This is a genomic window from Sediminibacterium sp. C3, assembly GCF_000508085.1.
Classification (GTDB): Bacteria; Bacteroidota; Bacteroidia; order Chitinophagales; family Chitinophagaceae; genus Sediminibacterium.
This window is the reverse complement of the sequence record NZ_KI669560.1, coordinates 1,200,414-1,222,215: the sequence shown is the minus strand read 5'-3', so window position 1 is coordinate 1,222,215 and position 21,802 is coordinate 1,200,414. Positions and strand designations below refer to the sequence as shown.

The 21,802-nt window shown below is 39.5% G+C and carries 14 protein-coding genes and 1 pseudogene; 3 read left to right on the top strand and 12 right to left on the bottom strand.

Annotated elements, in window-relative coordinates:
• Nucleotides 1–150: 150 nt before the first annotated feature.
• The 3 genes from F777_RS0105625 to F777_RS18330 are packed head-to-tail and all read left to right on the top strand — an operon-like array spanning nucleotide 151 to nucleotide 1,597.
• The gene (locus F777_RS0105625) at nucleotides 151–450 is read left to right on the top strand and encodes a helix-turn-helix domain-containing protein (RefSeq protein ID WP_026751183.1); all 300 of its coding nucleotides are present in this window, start codon (nucleotides 151–153) and stop codon (nucleotides 448–450) included.
• Nucleotides 450–833, top strand: a complete 384-nt coding sequence (locus tag F777_RS18335) for a HipA N-terminal domain-containing protein (protein WP_235785890.1) — start codon at nucleotides 450–452, stop codon at nucleotides 831–833. The genes F777_RS0105625 and F777_RS18335 overlap by 1 nt, the downstream gene beginning before the upstream one ends.
• Nucleotides 824–1,597, top strand: coding sequence for a type II toxin-antitoxin system HipA family toxin (locus F777_RS18330; protein WP_369791996.1), 774 nt, complete (start codon nucleotides 824–826; stop codon nucleotides 1,595–1,597). Before F777_RS18335 ends, F777_RS18330 begins: the two co-directional genes overlap by 10 nt.
• Here the strand turns inward: F777_RS18330 and F777_RS15850 are convergent.
• The 12 genes and pseudogenes from F777_RS15850 to F777_RS15840 all read right to left on the bottom strand — a co-directional run bounded on the left by F777_RS15850 (nucleotide 1,594) and on the right by F777_RS15840 (nucleotide 21,801).
• Entirely contained in the window at nucleotides 1,594–2,382 is a 789-nt protein-coding gene (locus F777_RS15850) for a type II toxin-antitoxin system HipA family toxin (protein ID WP_026751182.1), read from the bottom strand. The genes F777_RS18330 and F777_RS15850 overlap by 4 nt on opposite strands.
• A 60-nt stretch (nucleotides 2,383–2,442) precedes the next feature.
• Complete coding sequence (locus F777_RS17985) at nucleotides 2,443–2,592, bottom strand: hypothetical protein (RefSeq protein WP_161631487.1); 150 nt, start codon at nucleotides 2,590–2,592, stop codon at nucleotides 2,443–2,445.
• A 48-nt stretch (nucleotides 2,593–2,640) separates the two neighbouring features.
• Entirely contained in the window at nucleotides 2,641–4,830 is a 2,190-nt protein-coding gene (locus tag F777_RS0105605) for a glycoside hydrolase family 2 protein (protein ID WP_201767575.1), read from the bottom strand.
• Nucleotides 4,831–4,873: 43 nt separating this feature from the next.
• Nucleotides 4,874–7,468 (bottom strand): family 20 glycosylhydrolase, encoded by a 2,595-nt coding sequence (locus F777_RS0105600; RefSeq protein ID WP_026751180.1) that lies wholly within the window; start codon nucleotides 7,466–7,468, stop codon nucleotides 4,874–4,876.
• A gap of 7 nt (nucleotides 7,469–7,475) precedes the next feature.
• The gene (locus F777_RS17780; RefSeq protein ID WP_152530866.1) at nucleotides 7,476–11,357 is read right to left on the bottom strand and encodes a family 20 glycosylhydrolase; all 3,882 of its coding nucleotides are present in this window, start codon (nucleotides 11,355–11,357) and stop codon (nucleotides 7,476–7,478) included.
• Nucleotides 11,354–12,411, bottom strand: a pseudogene (locus F777_RS15845) (AGE family epimerase/isomerase). The gene F777_RS17780 and the pseudogene F777_RS15845 overlap by 4 nt, the downstream one beginning before the upstream one ends.
• Before the next feature lie 166 nt (nucleotides 12,412–12,577).
• Nucleotides 12,578–14,134 carry a sialidase family protein gene (locus tag F777_RS0105585; protein WP_026751178.1) on the bottom strand — a complete coding sequence of 519 codons (1,557 nt, stop codon included), beginning with the start codon at nucleotides 14,132–14,134 and terminating at the stop codon, nucleotides 12,578–12,580.
• A 44-nt stretch (nucleotides 14,135–14,178) separates the two neighbouring features.
• A complete protein-coding gene (locus F777_RS0105580; RefSeq protein WP_037369155.1) occupies nucleotides 14,179–15,471 on the bottom strand; it encodes an MFS transporter in 1,293 nt (430 codons plus the stop codon).
• Nucleotides 15,464–16,606, bottom strand: coding sequence for a Kelch repeat-containing protein (locus tag F777_RS0105575; RefSeq protein WP_026751176.1), 1,143 nt, complete (start codon nucleotides 16,604–16,606; stop codon nucleotides 15,464–15,466). The genes F777_RS0105580 and F777_RS0105575 overlap by 8 nt, the downstream gene beginning before the upstream one ends.
• Nucleotides 16,607–16,608: 2 nt before the next feature.
• Entirely contained in the window at nucleotides 16,609–17,550 is a 942-nt protein-coding gene (locus F777_RS0105570; protein WP_026751175.1) for a dihydrodipicolinate synthase family protein, read from the bottom strand.
• Between the two features lie 91 nt (nucleotides 17,551–17,641).
• A complete protein-coding gene (locus tag F777_RS0105565) occupies nucleotides 17,642–19,165 on the bottom strand; it encodes a RagB/SusD family nutrient uptake outer membrane protein (protein ID WP_026751174.1) in 1,524 nt (507 codons plus the stop codon).
• Between the two features lie 29 nt (nucleotides 19,166–19,194).
• Nucleotides 19,195–21,801 (bottom strand): SusC/RagA family TonB-linked outer membrane protein, encoded by a 2,607-nt coding sequence (locus tag F777_RS15840; protein WP_152530865.1) that lies wholly within the window; start codon nucleotides 21,799–21,801, stop codon nucleotides 19,195–19,197.
• Nucleotide 21,802: the final 1 nt, after the last annotated feature.

Sequence of the window (21,802 nt, the reverse complement as noted above, 5' to 3'; positions counted from 1 at the left end):
CTGGTGGTAGTCTATTCGACATCAAAATTTATTTATGATGAAATTATGAAATATTTTCATCATAATGGTTGTTTGGCTGGGATAATGGTGAATTAACTTATTTGTTGCTTATTTTCAACAATATTATTAATTTTGTAGATATTAAACAACATGAAATCTAAGAAAACCATATTATTCCCCAAACACCAGCGGATTCTGGCAGAACTAGGAGAGAATATTAAACTGGCACGCAAAAGGAGGAAGTTAACCACTATTCAAACAGCAGAAAGAGCCAATATTGATAGATCCACACTTTACGAAATTGAAAAAGGGAATCCTAGTGTTTCAATGGGTGCGTATTTTAATACTTTAAGGGTTTTGGGTTTACATGAAGATTTTTTACAAATAGCGGCTGATGATACTTATGGCAGGAAATTGCAGGACCTGAATTTGCTGACAAAAAATAAATAATGGCAGATAAAAAGAACATTTTAGTATATGCACATTGGCTGGGTTTAAACGAACCTAAAGCAATAGGCATGCTAACTGTTCAAATGGCAAGAGGCAAAACTGCTTTTAGTTTTACCTATGATGATGCCTGGTTAAACCAAAAAGAACAATTTTTATTAGACCCGGATATTAATTGGTTCACAGGAACGCAACACCCAACCAATAAAGAAAATTTTGGTGTATTTCTAGATTCAATGCCAGACACATGGGGGAGAACATTGATGAAAAAAAGAGCTGCTCAACTTGCCTTAGAAAGTGGTATTGAAAACAGACAATTAACAGATATAGATTTTTTATTGGGAGTGAATGACGAAAGCAGAACGCAGCAAAAGCCATTGAATTAAACAATGACGACTCCCTTATAAATAATTGGCTTGAAATTTTAATAGCTCCTGGTTCTTCACTTGGTGGAGCTAGACCTAAAGCTAATATCCTCGATAATCAACACCATCCATGGATTGCAAAATTTCCTTCAAAAACGGATGAGGTAGATAAAGCTTCATGGGAATATCTGGCTTATTTACTGGCAAGAGATGCAGGCATACAAATGTCTGAGAGTAAAATTGAAAAAATTGCAGGAAAGCATCATACATTTTTTACTAAAAGATTTGACAGAGAGAATGGAGAAAGAATTCATTTTGCTTCTGCCATGACAATGACAGGTAACAATGAAAACCTGATACGAGATAATATGGGAAGCTATTTGGAAATAGCAGAATTTATACAATTTCACGGAGCTAATATTTCTGCAGATTTAGAGCAACTATGGAGAAGAATCGTATTTAATATTACCATATCCAATACAGATGACCATTTTAGAAATCATGGTTTTCTAATTAAAAATAACGGATGGCACCTGTCACCAGCTTATGACATTAATCCATCGGTGTATAAAAATGGGCTTGCACTAAATATTGACATGAACAATAATTCATTGGATTTGGAACTTGCAAAAAGCGTGGGGGCTTTTTTTCAGCTTAGTTCCAAAAAAATGGATTCCATTATTGATGATGTTAAATTATCTGTTCAGAACTGGAAAAAAATTGCGAATCAAATTGGAATTTCAAGGACAGAACAAAATCAAATGGCCGGTGCGTTTATGTTCTAAAGCAAAATCAATGTTTGACCAATTGCATCTCCTAATTTGGGGGCTACTTTTGTTTCTACTGCATAGTTTTTCCATGATGCAACCGTTTCTTTAATTTGATTCAAAATGGCAGGTGCTTTTTTGATATTCATATTTTTAGCAACTGCCAGTAAATCATCTCTGGTAATATAGGATCGCTTTCCATTTACACTTAGTGCATGCTGGCTTACCCAGTTACTTTCTGGTCTGTAAGCATGACAGATATGAAATGCAGGGGCAATTACATTAAAAGACATTCTTCCAAACAATTGCTCATAACTAAAATCATTAACGAGGTTAAAGTCAAAATGATTGAGTGCACAAAAACTTTGTACATGAAGCTTTTGTTTGTTGCCTACTCTATCAAAACGCCGGGTCATAAAATGTGCTCTTCCATTTTCTTCGTAGAGTCTGCATTCCATCATTTCAATACCTGCCGCTTTAGCCATTAAATGATAAGCCATTTCTACCCTGCCATATCCTTTTGTTATACCAATTTCTGAATCGCTTACCCCGTCAAACTTCATCAACCAATGGGTAAAACCTCTGGGCGCTTCTACTTGCCCTGCTTTTACTTCACCCGTCTTTTCATTGTATAGAATGGCTTGCGCAGTCTCAATCAATTGACTCACTTCAATTTTGGTTGCTTTATTAAAGCCATCTTGTATAACGGGTTCGAATTCAAAAAAAGCAATGCCCTTAGCGGCATCCCATGCACTTGCACCCACTAGTTGATCCCAGATTTTAATAAATGCATTGCTTACCATTACCAATTAGATTTAGGTGTTGGTTTTATTTTAGCTACATGCGCAGAAACTCTCTTCTTTTTAGAAAGCGCATTTTTCGCCAAAAGCAATGGGCTTATAATGCTGGGTTTTATTTTGGTACAAACGGGTCTCTTTAATAAACGCTCCTAATTGATTCAGGATGGCATTATCAGTCAATTCAAGCCATTTTATGTTGGTTTTTTCCATCATTAATAGCAAATAGAGGCATTAATGATGGAATTTTACAACATTATATTGTTAAAAACCACCTGAAAAACCTTTCTGCGTAGCAATATACCCCTGCGGCCGCACAATTGTAATAAAGTAATCACCAGAACCTGAACCCGCAATAGCATCCACTTTTAAGCTATGCCGCTGCCCCGGTTTCAGCGTGGGAATTAAATAAGGTTTTGTTTGCAGGTAATTATCTTGTTGTGAAGAAATAAATAACTGGTATCCATTCACTGTATGCTGAGGTAAACCCATACTACCATAAAGGGTAATATTGATTTTTCCTTTTTCCCCATTGGCCACGTGTTGAATTTCAATAGGCGATGATTGCTCTCTTAATACTTTCATAGAAGGCTTGGGATTTCCATACATATCATACACCCCATGAATTCTTCTTCTGAACTTTCCAAAATCGGTGGTACCGGGATAGTGCGTTCGGTAATCCGTTAAATCAAAATAGATGGCGCCCTCTACATAAGGCTTACTTTCATATATCGCCATATGATAAATAAGGTCTTCTACTCTTCGCTCATCACCCCCTTTAAAATTAGGCTCACACAAACCAAATTCTGAAATAAAAAAAGGCTTGTCAGGGTAACTCATATGTACACTATCCAGGTATAAATGAATTTTTCCAGTGGGTATAGACCACCAACTTCCCCCGTATTCATTCATCATTAAATAATCTCCCTCCGCAGCTGCATCGGGAACAAAATTGGGATTCGTGATATAACCATGTGTTAGCGTATTACTCACGTAGGCAGTATTCCTGCCTGGATCCAGCTCTCTTGACTTTTTCATTAATGCACTAATAAAGGGTTTCATGTCTGCATCTCTGGCGCGCAATTCATTTCCTGCACCCCAGGAAAAGATACTGGGATGATTATACAGATTATCAATCATGCTTCCCAATTGCTGCATGGCAATCTGCTGAACGGCTTCGCTGGCTGGGGTTTCAGGCCCCCACAAAGGAACTTCCTGTTGCACCAATATGCCATTTCGGTCACAGAATTCATAAAACAAATCGTCCTGCTGAAAATGCTGTCTGGTGAAAATTGCATTTACATTTTTCATCAATTTGCAATTCGCCAGTATTACAGAATCTGTTTCGGCAAAACCGTAATCCGGATTAGATCCTGCTGTCCATTCAACACCCATTAGCTTTACTCTTTCTCCATTCAAATGGGTTTGCCCATTAATGAATTCCAAGTTTCTAAAACCAGTATGGGTTCCAATAATATCAATCATTTCTGTATCAGTAGTAATAAAAACACCTACGAAATACAAGTGTGGAAAATCAAAATGCCAGGGTTTTACCTTCGGGATTTGAACCGTAGCATACGCATTCACTCCGTCCCACTCTGGCTTTACCAAGGCGGTAACCATCTGGGTTCTGGCCAATTCATGCATTGTTAAATTGGGCTGTCGATTCATTTGCTTGTATTGTTCCCAATCAGGAGCAATTTGAATATTGAGCTTCAATTTGTCTTTGAGCCCTGCATATTTCTTTTCGAGTATTGCCGCATTAAATGGCAGTTTAATTTTTAGGGTTGCCGATGAATCTTTGTATAAAGTAGGCCTTACCCATATTTGTTGTGGCGCTATGGGATGCGTAACAATCATTTTCACTTTTCGGATCATGCCCCCATCATTCGGCCAGTCAAAAGAACTTCCATAGGGTACTTTGTTCTTACCATAGTCATTGTTCACGGCAACTGTTAGCTGATTGCTTTTTCCAGGCTGAACGGCTTTACTAATATCAACTTTGAATTTATTGAACCCATCGCCAATATGATCTGCAACCTTTATTCCATTTACATATATATGAGCTGTGTGGTTAACGGCACCAAATTCAATTACTACCTGTTTGTTTTTATAAGAGGCCGGAATTGCTAAATTACGCTGGTACCAGGCCCATCCATAGTGCGTTTGATTGCTGTCTTCAATATTCCAGGTATGAGGGATGGAAACCGTTCTGCTATTGGTTAGTGGCGCTGTAAACCAGGCAGCTTTTAATCCCTCCGATTGCTTGTCGGTTTTAAATTTCCAATTACTGTTCAGCCAAACGGTATCACGCTGGGCCAATAAGTATTTCGGTTGCATTAAAAAGGAAATAGAGAACCATACAACACTGATCAAAAAGCATTTTTGATTACCCATAGATGTTGACCATTTTAACATTTTGACGTCGCTGCTACGCTTTGCTATTTTGTTCATGCGGATACTTTTATTGAGACTTTTGATGGGAACAATGCTTTGCTTATTCAACCGGTACAAATGTGAACATATACTTAGCAGGGTTCTGCCAGTCTTTGCCCTTTAATTCTTTTATAGGAATTTTGATACGCACTTTATTTTGTCCTTTTTGCAAAAGAATCATAGTTGGCGCTCTGTATTCGTATCCTTCATCTGATAAAGGAATTTCTGCATCGCCTTTTTGACTTCCACGCTTCCATACAGGCGGTGCAATTATTTGCTGATTTACCCAAACAGTTGGGTTATTAAAACTCCACTCTCCATTCGGATGCGAATCCGTTGCGGGTGAACGAGACAAATTGTTGAATCCGATCCAAAAGGGTTTCACAGCGGTTTCTTTACTCCAGATTTCGGTTTCGGCATAAACAGTTGTGTTGGGTGTAAGGGTATCAATAGCCCCTTTAATCAAAGGCGCCCACCAATGGCGCAATACCACGGTTCCTCCAGTTACTGTTTTGTAATAAGAGCCAGCAATGGTTTGTTCGCTCAAATAATTTTGATTTTCATTCACCGCTTTTGCAAATGGTCCGTAAATTTTCCATTGCAGATGGCTTTGGCTTTGATAAGGAAAAGCAACTGGAGTAGTTGAAGTACTTGCTGCACTATAAAACTGCTGCCGATGATTAAGCAACCGTACTTCAAATTCCGCAAACGCTTTATTGTCCCCATCACTGATATTGGCAATCCACCCTGGCTTTCCGCCTCCCTTCCAGCTTCTTTCGGCAAAAGCCATCATGGCAGGATATACAGGGTTCATTCTTAATACGTCTTCCTGCTTCTCCACTGCTCTGTCGTGCCAGGTACAGATAATGGCACCCAAAGCATTTTGGTCACCCTGATCTTTGTTGGTCAATTGTCTATTAAAAATAGTGGTTACGGCTTCCAGGGGATCCATATGATTCAAATACAAATGCCTGGAATCTATATACTGAACTTGCTTATCGCTCGTAATCTTACCCAGGTCATCCATCCACAAATGGCGAATGGTGCTGTCGAGAAAATTGCCCCCGGGTTGCCATCCAATCACTTTCTTTCCAAAGCTTTGAATGTATCGGGTAACTTCAGGAATAAAATTCGGGTTGGTGATTTTAACTTCATCTGCTCCGATATGGATATATGGAACATCATAAGTAGTACAGAACTCTTCCAGTATATTTTTTACAATAATCAATCCGGAATCACTTTGCATATCTGTTTTCATCGCGCGTTTAAAAGCCGCACTATGACCAGGCATATCGATCTCAGGTACGAATAAAATATTTCTGTCATTGCAATATTGTATTAGTTCTTTTATTTCTGCTTCTGAATAATACAACCCCTTATTGCGCAGCATATATGCTGGCGAAGTAAGCTGCGGATACCGCTTGCTCTCTATTCTCCAGGCTATGTCTTCTGTGGCATGAAAATGAAAAACATTTAGCTTGTATTTTGCCATCCTATCAATTTGCTGTTTCAGCAAATCCATGGATAGATAATTCCTTCCAACATCAATCATATATCCTCTCCAGGCAAAAGCTGGTTCGTCTTTAATTTCCACTGCATCAATGGTTTTTCCATTGCGAGCCAATTGTTCCAATGTTTGCATGGCATTGAATACGCCCTTTTGCGTTTTTGCTTTGATGTTGATTTGACTTTCGGAGACATTGAGTTCATAGGATTCATTAGCATCATCCTTACGCAGATTTACTTTCGATTTCTTGATTTTTGCCCCTACAACATTTTTATCCCTTTCAAAACCCTCGGAACTATTTTCTATAAGAATAGCAACCTGATCTTTGATACTTTTTCCGGATTGTAATGGATAATAACCAGGTTTCCATTCTACCAGTTTTGGCAGCGGAATTAAAGCTGGCTTTTCTGTAAGTCCAAATACTTTAGGATAAATCAAATGTCGCCAATGCTGATAACCCGCTCCCATCAAATGCAGTCCGTCATTGGTATATTTTTTATCTAAATATCCCTGGTGATCGGTAAAAAAAGAATGCAGATCAATATAAGTGTACTGATGTGCTTCAGCTGCATTTTTGAGAAATGCATTTGCAATCAAAATTTCTTTCGTCTTACTGGTTTGTCCGGAAAATTTTCCAAATAATGGATTTACCGGGAGAATACTTTCAATAAATATTTTGGTTGCCGGGCTTTCTTGTTGCAAATAATCATTGATGAGTAAAATATTTTTAACAACTGAGTCCGGAGTCAGGCCTCTGCCTAAATCGTTAATCCCAATCATCAGGAATACTTTGGCTGGTTTTCTTTTCGCAACCTCATCCAAACGATGCATCACACCCGCAGTAATATCGCCGCTGATACCTCGATTCATAATTCTGCTATCAGTTTGGTTTATCCCGTTATTCGTAAATAGTTCATTCCATTCCGCTCCATCGTTGATGCTGTTGCCCAGGAAGATTATCGATTGGTTATTCTGCTCATTAACGGCTTTACTATTTTCGAAACCCTGCAGCAATTGAAACAAACTTACCCGCTGGTGATAGTAAGTCGTAAAAATTGAATCCGGATATTTTGGCAATTGAATCTGCGCTTGACCTTGTAGGAAAAGACAAAGTAAAACCAACAGTTTACATATAAAATTTACTTTCATAGTCTTATTATTCAACAATGAACTCATCAGCAAAAATCCAGGCCGGCTTTCCTTCACCGGAATGACCCTTCGGTAATTGATTCAACACTTTTGCTGTAGCCCTTACGTATCTTGCATTTACCGGTGTGAACGAAGCAATAAAGTCTTTGATGGTGGGTGTTTTATCTTGCTGCAATACTGTATTGTTAACTGTACCTATTTCTGTAAAATGGATACCATCCAATGAAAATTCAAACTTTACCCATTCTGGCATCATGATCCAATCTGCATATTGCTGTAAACATCCCAAGGATAGAGTCTGAATTATTTTCTCCTCTCCTAAATCAATTGTAGCTATTAAGTCATTCGCAGAAATGCCATGCCAAAATTTATTAACAGCAGTTGTTCCCTTGATGCCATCTGTTAAGGAATTAGGACCATCAGCCATATAATATCGGCTGATAGGGTTTGTATATACTACCTGCTTCCCTATTGCCTTATGTATGGCAAATTTTTGCTCGGCAGGAAAAATACTTTTCACTTCTCCATTCACTGTTGTGATTGCCTTAATGGTAACAGAGGAATTTATTTCAATAGGATTGGCGTATTCACTACTATTTATGTTAGGGTGCGATCCATCAGTGGTATATTGTATTTGGCCCTTATAAGCTTCGGTAGAAAGCGTTGCATATAATTTTCCTGCTTGTAAAGAAGGCTTAATATCAACTTTAAAATTTCCCTTGCTGTAATGCAATCCCTTTTGATCAAATCCAATAAAATGAGATTGTAGTCTTTCATTAAAATTAGACCAGTCTTTACTGTTTGCAGAACTCCATAAAACTTCTGACAGAGCCAACATGCGGGGTATTACCATGTACTGAACTTGTTTGGGTGTTGTGATATATTCTGTCCAGAGATTCGCCTGTGCCCCTAAAATATAGTTGGCTTCAGCTGATGACAATTCCTTGGGCAATGGCTCATAATCATATACACGCTTTAAGGTATTAAAACCACCAATGGCCAAAGGTTCAGTTGCAGGATCTCCCTGATAATGATCAAAGTAAACAGGATTGCCCGGCGTCATCACTACATTGTGCTTCATTTTGGCTGCTGCAATACCTCCTGCTTCCCCCCGCCAGCTCATAACGGTTGCATCAGGTGCCAATCCACCTTCGAGTATTTCATCCCAGCCAATAATTTTTCGTTTTTTAGATTGTAGGAACCGCTCAATTCGCTTAATAAAATAGCTCTGTAATTCCTCTTCGTCTTTTAAATGCTCCGCAAGCATTCTTTGTTGACATTTGGCACATTTCTTCCAGGAGGCCTTGTCTACTTCATCACCCCCAATATGAATATACCTGGATGGAAACAATGCTATTACTTCTGTTAATACATCTTCTAAAAAATGAAATACCGAATCATTGCCTGCACAGTAATTAGATGCCATATTGGTATAATTACCGCCTGTTAACGGCAATTGCTCTTGTTGGGCACAACTTAAATAAGGGTATGCACTAATGGCTGATGCTACATGTCCGGGCATTTCAATCTCCGGGACCACAGTAATATTTCGCTCTGCAGCGTATGCAACAATTTCCTTAATTAGCTCCTGTGTGTAATATCCACCATAATTAGCAGGCTCCCCAAGTTTAGCCTGCGGCCTTGATCCCCAAACCTTATCTGTATGGTCTACCCGCCAGGCCCCTGTTTGAGTTAGAGCTGGATATTTTTTAATTTCTATACGCCATCCCTGGTCGTCTACTAAATGCCAATGAAAGGTGTTAAACTTATACGTCGCCAGTAAATCAATGTATTGTTTAATGAATTGTGGGGCAAAATAATGTCTGCTCACATCCAGGTGCATACCCCTCCACTTGAATCTTGGATAATCTGTAACTACCATTGAAGGAACTAGCAGCTTTGCATTGTTTCGGACAGCAGGCAATGTCTGCATTAAAGATTGTATGCCATAGACGATGCCTGCTCTTGTATTGGCTTGTACAGAAATGAGTTCAGGCATTACTTTTAAATGATAACCTTCGTTTCCTAGCGTTGTATCAGTAATAAATGCCAATACAATTTTTGGTTTACCCGCTTTTTGTTGACCATTGGCTGGCTTTAAAGGCAGGGTGAATCCCGAAATTTCCTGGATGCCTTGTTGAAGAAATCTGGCTGCAGAAAGTAACTCTTTCTTTTGTGCAAAGAATTCAATTGCTGTTTGATCATGAATAACAAATACGCCGTCCTGTTGTTGCACACGAACAGGTACAGGAATAATATTTAAAGTAGAAAGCGTTTTCTGTTCAACCGCCAGTTTAAAAGTAGTAGTGGGCAAACCTGCCTTATTGATTAAATTACCGTCAGTAAATGGTTTCCAATCGTAGTAAACATATTCAGGTAAATCGGGTGATTGAATCACTACCGTAAAATTCCCTTGATTTGAGCCAGGGAATTGCTCAACGTTTTTTACAGAATCAATCTGTGCTGCTACGGCTGTAATACCGTCCAGCGAAAAACCCCGCAAAGCTTTACCATCCGATGTATGCAATCCCCCCGCTGCATATTTAAAATACACTTTCAATTGCCCATTAGTATAGATGGCTTTGAGTGGCAAAGGCCCAGATGGCACAACCGCTTTTCCATAGTCATTATACAATGCCCATTGGGCTAATCTTTCCCCTACTATTTTTTTATTGGTTGGATGAACATTATCCCTTAGGCCATGATCGGTTATAACGGCCATACCTGAATAAGGAATTTGCTCCAGCATTTTTCTTTCTTCGTTGCGAAACAAATGCCAGAATTGCCCCTTGTACTTTACACTGTCGATGGAACTCAATTGTACAAAGTAGTACGGTAATTTGGGTTGTTTAAACTTGGCTCTATAGTCTTTCACCATTAAAGCAGATAAGGCCACATATTCATTTACTCTTTCTATTTCCTGCGCATTGCTTTCCCCCTGATAATTAATAATCCCCTTTATGGCAAATGGAAACAAGGGTTTGATACCTGCTTTATACACATGACCAGGCTTAAAAGGATGATTCGTTCCTGTTCGCAAATTTTGATTCCCTCTTTCTTTAACCCAAACGGGTAAAAAAGGATTGGTTAACCAGGGCTCTTTGGCTTTGGAGGCAAAGACAGGATTCAATTTAAGGGCATCTATTCCTATAAAAGTTTCTAGTGGTGCACCTGCAATTGAGAGATTGATTAAACCAACCGGAACTTTGGTTCTCTCTACTATTTCCTTTCCGTAATAATACGCCACCGCACTCATGGTCTTAAAATGGTTGCTATCACTAACTTCCCAATGGGTCTTTGCAAAAAAATTTTCCGGAGACAAGTTTCGCAGAACAGAATCAGCAAAATATTGGTTGAAAATATTTTTTCCCGCGTAGGTGGGATTATAAAATCGCAACAAGGGCTGTTGGGCAGAAACAATGGCTTCCTTATAATTCATTTCCCGCTGCATGGGCCACTCCATATTGCTTTGACCTATACAAAGCCATACATCTCCTATTAAAATATCATTGAATTGAAGCTTTTGTTTTCCCGACGCTATTTGTAATGTCTGTGGTGCTGCATTGGCGGATTGCGCCGGCAAATAAACCGACCAGCTACTGTCTTGCCTTACGATTGTTTTTGCAAATTTTTGTTGCCAATCTTTGTTCATTGTTTCCGCATTCATGGCTGGGGCTAGCTGAACCTGAATTGTCTTGCCTGGCAAACCCTTACCCCAAATATGTATGGGCTGGTCTCTCTGCAATACCATATTATTGGTGAAGATCCTATTTACGGAAAACAGAAGGGTATCACTATGGTACGAAGCATTTGCACTGTAAAAAAAGATAACAGAAAAAACAATCAAGAAGCTAATAGAGATTTTCAATTGCAGAGCAAAGGGTCTCATGATAAATAAGATTTTAAAATTTGCATGCAGTACCACTCTTGTCTTGGTAAATGAAAAGGCCCTTTGTATAAATTTCCTTTGGCTGTTTGGGCTATAGTGCCATCTCTGTGCAAATACCCAAACCATTCGCCATGCTGCATATCCAGAAAATGCGAATAAGCATAATCGTGTACCATCTTATGCCAGGTAGCATATTTCTGATTTCCGGTCATTAAATAAGCTAAAAGAGTGGCTATGATTACTTCATTGTGTGGCCACCAGAATTTCATATCCTGCCAGTATTCCTGAACAGGCTTATTGTATACATCTCTGAAATAGAGAATGCCCCCGTACTGCTTATCCCATCCTCTCTCCCACATATAATCCAGCATCTTACAACCCAGTTGAATTAAATGAGGGTCGTTGTTTCTATATTTTGCTTCATGCAAAATAAACCAGGCACCTTCGATGGCATGACCCGGATTCAGGGTGCGGCCATCAATATGGTCAATTATAGATCCATCCGGTGCCACTTGTTCCATTACACACTGAATATCATCTTTTACAAAATAGGTTTCTATTTCGTAGATCCATTGACTGATCCATTCATCGCAGGGTGCATGACCAATGGTTTCTCTTAACTGCTGAGCAGTATTCATCATAATCATAGGTACTCCTATACCCTTACTAGGTCTCGTTTCCGTAAATTTAGCGGGCAGCAATCCGGGAGTTATGGCATACTTTATACATTGGTCAAAAATCTTTCTAGCATTGGCTGCTGCCTGTTCGTCTCCTGATGCTTTGGCATATGCGGCGGCAGCAATTACATAAAATGTTTCAGAAAAAAATACCGACGTTTTCGGATAGGTTTTCCATCACGGGTTACATGAAAAAACATTTGACCATCTGAATCAAAACAATACTGATTTAAAAAATCGTACCCTCGCTTAGCGCCTTCTAACCATTCAGGTTTTTGCTCTACGGTATTATATAATGTAGCCAACAACCAGGTTGCCCTACCTTGTATCCACACTGCTTTATCATCATCAATCAGAGATCCATCTGCATCACGCATGAGCAGAAATCCACCAAACTCCTCATCAATAGACCTGGGAAACCAAAAAGGTACCGTACTGTTCAGCAATTGGTTTTCGTAAAAGGAAGACAGCTCTGCTAATTCTTTTAAGGAATACATCATTTTCACTTTTATGATCTGATTAATTGAATTGAAAAAAATTTCTTTACTTGATGATGGCTGCAACCGGTACTTTCACAAAATACAAATCGCGGGTTCCTTCGTATAAGATACCAATGGTTTCTGCATCTATTTGTGTTAAAGAAGAGTATCCGTAACCATTTCTTTCATCAATCAATAATTGATTCGCCGGCAACCAGGTTTCTCCCAAATCGAGACTAGCTTTGATAGTCATATTGTAACGACCATTGGTAGTATTGGGATTACTGAAGAACAATACTTCCTTTAGTACCCCCTTCACTTTCACCTTGGCCTTAATAAGACTTCCCATACAAACAGGGTCTTGCAAGGCATTGTAAGAAGTTGCATGCTCCGTCCAACTTGCTCCCATATTGGAAGTTGTTGCCACACTTCGGTAAGAACCTCTGTTGTCCCTCATATTCAACATGATTGTTCCAGGTGTAGTTTCTACCACCTGGCTTTCGGTTGTATTAGATTTAGGTCCATTTACATTACCTACCCAGTTTTTACCATGATCTTCGCTGTAAATTATGGTTGAGTAAGGTTTCTTTACTTCATCCCAATACTGCGCAGCAAAAACCAGTTTGCCATTTTGCATGGCAATACCTGAGCCAGGACCATTAAAGAATAAATGCCATTTTGGATTTTTTATTTGTGGTGTGATGGTGTAAGGCGCAGACCAGGTAAGTCCATCGTCATCACTACTTACCAATACAAACTGTCCTGTTGTATCCGGAGATATACCAGGTAAAGAACCTGCAATGGAGCGGTTTCCCTTACTCCATAAGGCAGCTACCCATATTTTTTTTGTGATGGGATCAAATAGTATGGCTGGATCTCCCACACCGTTGTTTTCGTGCGGCGCTCCCATATCCATAATAACTTTCATGGGCTGCCAGGTTTTGCCGCTATCGGTACTTCTGCTTAAACCTACATCTATATTCCCAGGCAAATCCGCCGTATTTTTATAGCGGATATCATACACAGAAAGCAAAGTTCCTTTATGGGTGGTAATAATACCCGGTATTCGATAAGTATGAACCCCGTCATCATTGGCCTTTCTGACTGCACTTCCTTTAAACTTAACATAAGGGCCAGCGGGTTCGGCAATCATCATGTTTTTACCGTTAGCAGAAATGATTTTTTTTGCTCTGATTTCAATGTTTCCCTGAAGAGAAGCCGTTTGTTTTAATTGTACACTTACCCAAATAAAATGAGTACCCGGATTTAGTTTTAATGAAACAGGCACTTCAACCTGTGTAGTCGTTGGTTGAACACTTGTGATCAATTGCTGTGCATTGAATGGCTCTGCGCCTGTTAAATAGAAATGAATTTTTTCTATATCTGCTAATGCAGCTGAATTAACCGTCATATTGATTTTGCGAAAATCCTGCTGAGGCAAATCGGCCGGTATAAAAATACCTACACGCAGAACCGGATTCTGTTCCATCCCTTTTAAAACGGGTATAGCAGGAGCAAAAGCAGTTGCCTTAACTTCACCTGGAACTGCCAATACTTTTTTGGCACAACCGAGTTGCACCAACAATAAAATACATACACTAATTATAGAAAGTTTTTTCATAGCAAGAATTTATATGCTGAATAATTAGAATGATACTTAAACAATTAAGATGAAATTTCAGATTCAACTGGCTTCGGTTTTAACACTGTCAATTGTAAAACCAAGGCAAAAACCACCACTATCGACATCAATGCAAAATCTTTTCCTAAACTTCCTGCGTCGGTAGACTTCCCCAATACATTCGTAATGAATGCACCGGCAAATACACCTGTCATATTCATTAAACCATAAGCAGTTGCCCTGTACTTTGCCGAAATAAACTGACAGAGAATAGGCATATTATTAGCGTCGAACATACCATACCCAAATCCAAAGAAAAACACCGCTCCCACCATATGCAGCATACTGCTACCCAATCCAATCAATAGCAAAGCCGGAATGGTTAATCCCAACCCAATAGCACTGGTGTAAATTCTTCCGCGAATGTTTTTTTGCACCCACCTGTCCGAAAGAATTCCACCAAACAATACGCCTATAAAGGAAGAAGCTGCAATAGTGATGGTAGACAAAGGCCCCGCTAAAGACATTTCTATTTGCAGATTTTCTGCAAACAAAGTAGGTAGCCAGTTTTTTACCCCCCATCCCGGTAAGCTGGGTACTGCAAAATAAAACAGGATGACCCAAAAAGAAATATTAGAAAATAAAACAGTCAGGCCTTTAAACAAAGACTCGCGCTTGTTTTTTTCAGACCCTTTTAGAAGAGATTTCTTGTCTTCATTAGTTAATATCCTGTTCTTTAAAGTAGAAATTTCTTTCTCCATTTCCTTCGGCTTCTCCCGCAAAAACAAAATCAGTACAATGGAATAGACAATTCCAATCAACCCAAAACTGGTAAAAGCCGATTGCCAGGAATAGCTGGCAGCAATGGTTGCACCAAAACCGCCCAATGCCTGGCCCATATATAACCCGGTCATATGAATACCAATGGCCAGGGATCTTGTTTTGTTATCGTGATAATCTGCAATTAAGGAAAGAGCGGCCGGAATATACAATGCTTCACTAACACCCATACCTGCCCTTAACCAATACAACTGATTAAAAGTAGTTGCATACCCCATGGCAAATGTAATGGCACTCCACACAAACAAACTACCCACAATCAACCATTTTCTGTTTACCCTGTCTGCAACAATTCCGGATACCGGACTCATAAATCCATAAATCCAGAGAAATACAGCCATGAGATACCCAAAGTTGGTAGCACTGTTCAATGCCTCAATATCCGCCTGCATAGCGGGTTTCATGGTACTCAGCATTTGCCTGTCCATATAATTGAGCAGCGCTACTACCCAGAGTAACGCCACTACAATCCATGAATACTTTTTATGTTTATTCACGGTTCGGGGGTTGAAGATTAATTTGTAAAATTTTATTTGATCGTATACCCGCTTTTATTTCTCCGCTCGGAATAAACACAGCACTATTCCAAAAAAAAGCAGTAGTAGTAACAGGTGTTGCCAATGTGAGTTCTCCAATTTTACTCCAATGATTCGTATTTATATTGTAAGCAAGTATTTCTTTGCTAAAGCCGGGATGGTTTTCCTGTAGCTGATTTTTCTGATGAATCAATGCTTGCTTTTTTTCAGTATTTGTTTCATTGGCTATAGCAACCAACAATTGCTCTACCTGATTAAATACAATACCACGGTCGCCCCCAAAAATGATTAGTTGGTTATTGTTCCAACAAACACCTGTTCCTGCGCTAAGCGCATAAGGCATATCTTCCATTGTTTCCCAGGAATCATTTTTTATATGGTATCGATAGGTTTTATTGCTGAAACTACTAATACCGTCGGGATTTTTTTGTCTCCCACCCATTACATAGAGAGAAGAGGTATTTTCTTTATTGATTATCGTTAATACCAGGTGTGATAAGGGTTGAGGAAGATTGCACAATCCTTGCCAGCCTTTTTCAATATTCAGCAGGTCTAAAAAATAAAGTGCGGAGCTGGTGGCATTTGCTGTTTCGCCTCCAACAAGATAGACCCGATTATTCACAAAAACAGCAGAAGCATTGGTAATTGGAATGGGCAAATCAGGAAAGGCTTTTATTACAACCGATTCTTGTTTTGAATTCCATTTCAGCAACCAGGTTTTGTTGCTGATACCTTCGGCATTCTCACCACCTGCATATACAATACCTTGCGGAGAACTACATACAGCAGCATACGCAACCGGCGCAGGCAATTGTTGTGTCTTGCTCTTCAGAATAAGTTTGCTGTTTGCTTGCTGATAAATAAAAATTTGATTCTGATATTTTTTTGCCCCTCCCTTCCAGGGCATTGCTTCAGGGAAATTAGCCCCTCCTGCAACCATTAAATAATTATTAACAGTTCCTGTAACAGGCCCTGCCACTCCTATATTAGGTAGTTCTGCGGCAACCGCAGTTTTAAGATGAGTATTGAAATGTAATTGAGCAATCACATGCTGTGAAATTAGTAGAAAGAATAAAATAATAACATGAACTCGCATGATTATTGTTTTGTTGCAATGGGTTTTTTTGAGCAGTACTGTTCAAAAGATAAGGTTGCTACCTCTTGTTTAAATTGTTCAAAAGCAATTGCATCCATATTCTTTACAGGCAATCGAAACTCACCACAATTCAGTCCAATCAATTTCATATAGGCTTTACCAGTGGCTATTCCACCATATTTACCCAACAACCTGATCATATTAATAGATTGTTGTTGTAATTGCTGTGCACTTAATAAATCGCCTGCTTCAAATGCCTGAATTAAACGATGATACAAAGGAGCTGCATAATTATAAGTACTGCCGATAGATGCTTTGGTTCCGATAGCCAGGGCCGGAAGCATATTTTCATCTCTCCCCCAGACCATATCGTATTTTCCATTCTTAAAATGCAAACAAGAAAGAAAATCCATAAAATCTTCATGGGTATATTTTACACCGGCAAAATTGGGGATGAGGCCATCCACTGCCTGCAATAAATCATACATAGGAAATCCCACTCCGGTTAATACGGGAATATGATAATAATAGAAAGGCATATCTGGAACTACTGCGGCAATTTCTTTGCAACATTCAGCCAGCATTTGCACATTGGCAGGTTTAAAATACGAAGGTGCGGTAAATGAAACGGCATCCAATCCTATGGATTTTGCATGCATTGCCAACTCTTTGGCATCGGCAATACAGGTTCCCCCTAACAAGGGCATCACAGAAAAAAAAGGATCATTTTTGCTACAAGCCGCCCAGGCTTCTGCCACAGACTTCTTTTCTTTTAGTGTAAGGGAAACACCCTCACCTGTTGATCCGCAAATAAAAGCACCCGTAATTCCATTGGCTTTTAGTAAAGCATAATAATCAGGAATCAATTCCAGATGCACACTACCATCAGCATGCATCGGTGTAAAAGGGGCAGCAATCAATCCTTGCAAATGGGTAAATTCCATAACAAAAATTTATAAGGATAAATGCAGGGGGGTATGGCTACCCCCCTGGTTTTTCAAAACTACCATTTATGCTTGCTTAATAAACTATTTTTTAGTAACCAGCTGTTTGCTTTAACAATGGGTCTGCATTCAGCATGGTCAAAGAAAGTGGCAATAAGAACTTGGCTGTACTGCTTGGGCTCAGGAAAGCCGGATTGGTATTGGCATACACATAACTATCGCCAGCTCTGCGAAGTGCCCACCAACGCTTGCCTTCACCAATAAACTCACGCAGGTATTCTTCTAAAATTGCGTTCATATTAGCTGATTGGCTTCCACTCACAAAAGGAGTATAACCCGATCCATATGCACGCAAACGAATCGCATTGATTTCAGCTGAAGGGTCTTCTCCCAATTTGGTTTTGGCTTCCGCTAACAATAACAAAACATCCGCATAACGATAAATAGGATAATCATTATTGTAAATTTGTGATGTGCCCGCTACTGTTCCCAAATATTTGGTCAACATTACCCCTCTGATAGCAAAGGGAGCGGCATTGGAATACATTACTCTGAATGTATTGCTGATTCGCTGATCTGCTAAGCCTGAAGTTAATCGGGTAATCATTGCCTGGTTCATTCCTACTCTGTTGGCACCACTTACATAAGGATATACTGAAGCCACCGTTGGTGTAGCTGCCTGTGCAAATGATAGGGTATTTGCCTGTATAGAGTTTACTGAGAAATTACCAAAGAAAGTCAGTTGTGCTTGTTGCAATTCGTAGTTTACTGCAAAAATCATTTCGGCATTGTTCACTTTTTTGGTGGGATCAAAAATGTCGCGATAGTTGGCTTGTAAATTCAAATTGGCACCCTGCAAATTTCTTACTTCTTGCAAAGCAGCTTTTGCGGTTGTAAAGTCTGCCGCTCCGCCTCCCATATGGGTTCCTGACCAAATAAACACATCTCCTTTTAATACTAGCGTTGCCAGTTTGCTCCATACCACACGCTTATCAGTGGAAACAGGTGTTGCCGTTCCAAAAAGCTCCAAGGATTTTGCAATATCTGCTTTTACTTGAAGCATGATTGAATCCGCTCCTGTTCTTGGCTTATAGGTAGCTGCTGTATTGGTAAGGGTTTCAACGGGTTCGGTGTTCAAAGGAACATCTCCCCAGGTTCTTAGCATGGTATAATATACATAGGCTCTTAACCCGTGAACTTCCGCCAGGATTCTTGTTTTTTCAGCATCTGGCAAAGGTGTTTGAGGTATAATCTTTATAACATTATTAAAGTTGTATAAAAGATTGTACATACCACCCCAGTTAGCAAATGGTACATTCAGACTGCTAATATTGTGACGGTATAAATTTTGTAAACCACCGTCAACACTTTCAGTGAATAAACCATCTACCCATATATCACCACGCATCTCGCCCAGCTGATAAAAGGTACTGGCATAAGAACGGAATAATCCATAAGTACCATAGTAGAGTGTTCTGGCAGCATTGGGATCTTTGAGTGCCTGATCTTTACTAATGCTACTCTGGGGTACTACTTCATCTAATTTTTTGGTACATGCTGCCGCTACCAATATGAGTAGCAGTGCAGCTGTTGTAAATATTTTATTGTGTTTCATTACTTTCATTTTAATAATTGAACAATCCTTTACAGGGTTACTCTTACGCCAATGGTTAATCTTCTGGGTAGTGGGAATTTACCTTGGTCTACTCCACCCACTTCAGGGAAGTTGCCGCTGTAACCGGACAGATAGAATAAGTTAGATCCCGTAACGTTTACGCTCAATCCTTTCACTCTGTTGGCTAAATATCTGCTGATAACGGTCCCGGGTAAATCATATGCCAGGGTTAATTCTCTTAGCATTACATAATCTCCCTTCTCCCATAAGTTGGCTGCAGGATTATTTCCACTTGCATCGGTAGCATAGTTTCTACCCTGGTTTGCCCAATAGTATCTGGGCATGGTTGCAGTAGGATTGTTTGGTGTCCACGTTTTTAATACATCTGTGGTTGAGTTTTGTGAACCTTGCACCTGACTTAGTCCTCTTACAATTTGGTTGTTCAAAACAACAAAACCAAATGCATAATCGAACTGTGCATATAATCGGATGCCCTTAAATGAACTGGCAATATTAAAACCACCCATATGTTGTGGTGTTGTTCTGCCTACATAAACAAATTGTCTGCTGTCGATGGTATCGTTTGGATTTACCTGATGCCATTGAGCATCACCCAATTGCTTAATGCGTTTGTTATTATAAGGTAAGAATGCATTATAAACATTGGCATCTCTGGCTATGGTTGAAGGATCGGTGTAAATACCATTCCACTTAGGCGCCCATACTTCATCTAAGCCTATACGCTGACCTTCCACTAAGCCCCCTACATAAATTTGTTTACCCGGATTATTTTTGTCCCACACAAAAAAGCCGCTGGTTCTGTTTCCTTCCAGACCATTGAAAGGTAGTTTCTTTGCATAGCTTTTTACATGATAGTAGTTGGCTCCTACTGATAAAGCAAATCCTCCGTCTGTTTTAGGCTCGATGATTTTAGCATTCACCATCAATTCAACTCCACGGTTTTGCAATTGTCCCAAATTAGTGGTGAAACTGCTGAAACCAGTTTGAGAAGAGATATTTAAACCAGCCAGCTTATCAAATACGTTTCTTACAAAATAGTCTACACTAAAAGTAACACGCTCATTTAAAATACCTGCATCCAATCCAATGTTCAAGCTATTCGTACGTTCCCATCTAACATCGGAATTGATATAGTTGGCTACATAAGTACCACCGAAACCATTATAGGTTCCTGCATTGTTGTATACCTGAGAAGTAGCAAAGAATCCTAAGGAGCTTACATTACCATTAACACCATAACTTAATCTTGGCTTAACTCTTGTTATGTATTTAGACAAGAAAAAGTTTTTGTAGAAACCTTCTTCGTGCATATTCCATCCCAAAGAAACACCGGGGAATGTACCATAATAATTTCCTTTCTTCAATCGGCTGGAACCATCCACTCTAACAACTGCGGTTAATAAATAACGATTCATGAATGAATAGTTTACCCGGGCAATAGAAGAAGCAATTCTTTCCCACTGATCAAAGTTAGAAGAAGCACCTGCAGGATTTACTATGGTAGTTCCCTGCACATTAGGAGGGGTTGCTGCTGCCAACCATGGAATTAAATCGGTTGGAGCTCCTTGCGCAAATCCAGAAGTAACATAGTTTTTGTAATCATAAAATTCCATCCCTGCTAATGCCGTTACATTGTGTTCTTTAAAACGCTTGCTGAATTGCAAGAATGCATTGGTGGTGTACTGCATGGTTTTGGATGTATTAAAACTGGCAGCTCTGTTGGTATTCATGGCACCACCATTACCTTGCTGATACGCTTTGGTAAAGAAATTGTTATTGGTGTATTGATAATATCCTGATCCACTCGCCAATATTTTTAAATAGGGCAGAATGGTGTATTCTAAATTAATACCACCCAGGAAACGTTGCTGATTAGTATTGTTTACCGTTAAGTTACTCCAGTATGCCGGGTTACCCAAGGTTACATCGTTTGGACCAGGAAGAATTTCACCTGTTGCATAGTTGGTATATCGAATGGTTGGAGCAACACCTACAAAACGTTGTAATAAACCACCAGATGCACCTCCTTCCGGATCAACACCGCCAAATCCGCCATAAGGTAAAGCCTGTTCAACATTGTACGCGCTGATATTGGTAGACACTTTTAATCTTTCCCCAATATTCAATCCCCCGTTAAAATTCAAATTCATTCTCTTTAACTGAGAGCCGATAATCATACCGTTATCTCTTACAGAACCTAACGACAATGCATAATTACCTTGCTCATTTGCACCTGAGAAATTGATATTGTGCTCACTGGTATTGTTTTGTTGCAATATCATCATCTCTCTTTCTCTTGCACTGATATCGGTAAAGATGATGCTGTCCATGGTACCGGGCGCAAATGGATTGGGATCTACCAATAGCTTCCATCTTGAATCATTGAGTAATGATCTGTTCGCATTGTTTAATAATTGAGTGGTATACAAACCGATATCTGTTCTCCAGCCTGCGTTTACTGCCCAACCCCAAGCGCCTAATAATTGACCACGATCAGTATTCATGGCGTTGGTATTATTGTCTAAGGAATCTCCTCTGAATCTCGCCTGAATACCCAAACGGTTCATGCGGATATAATCTGATGCACTCAAATACTCGGAGGGATTTTTACGGATA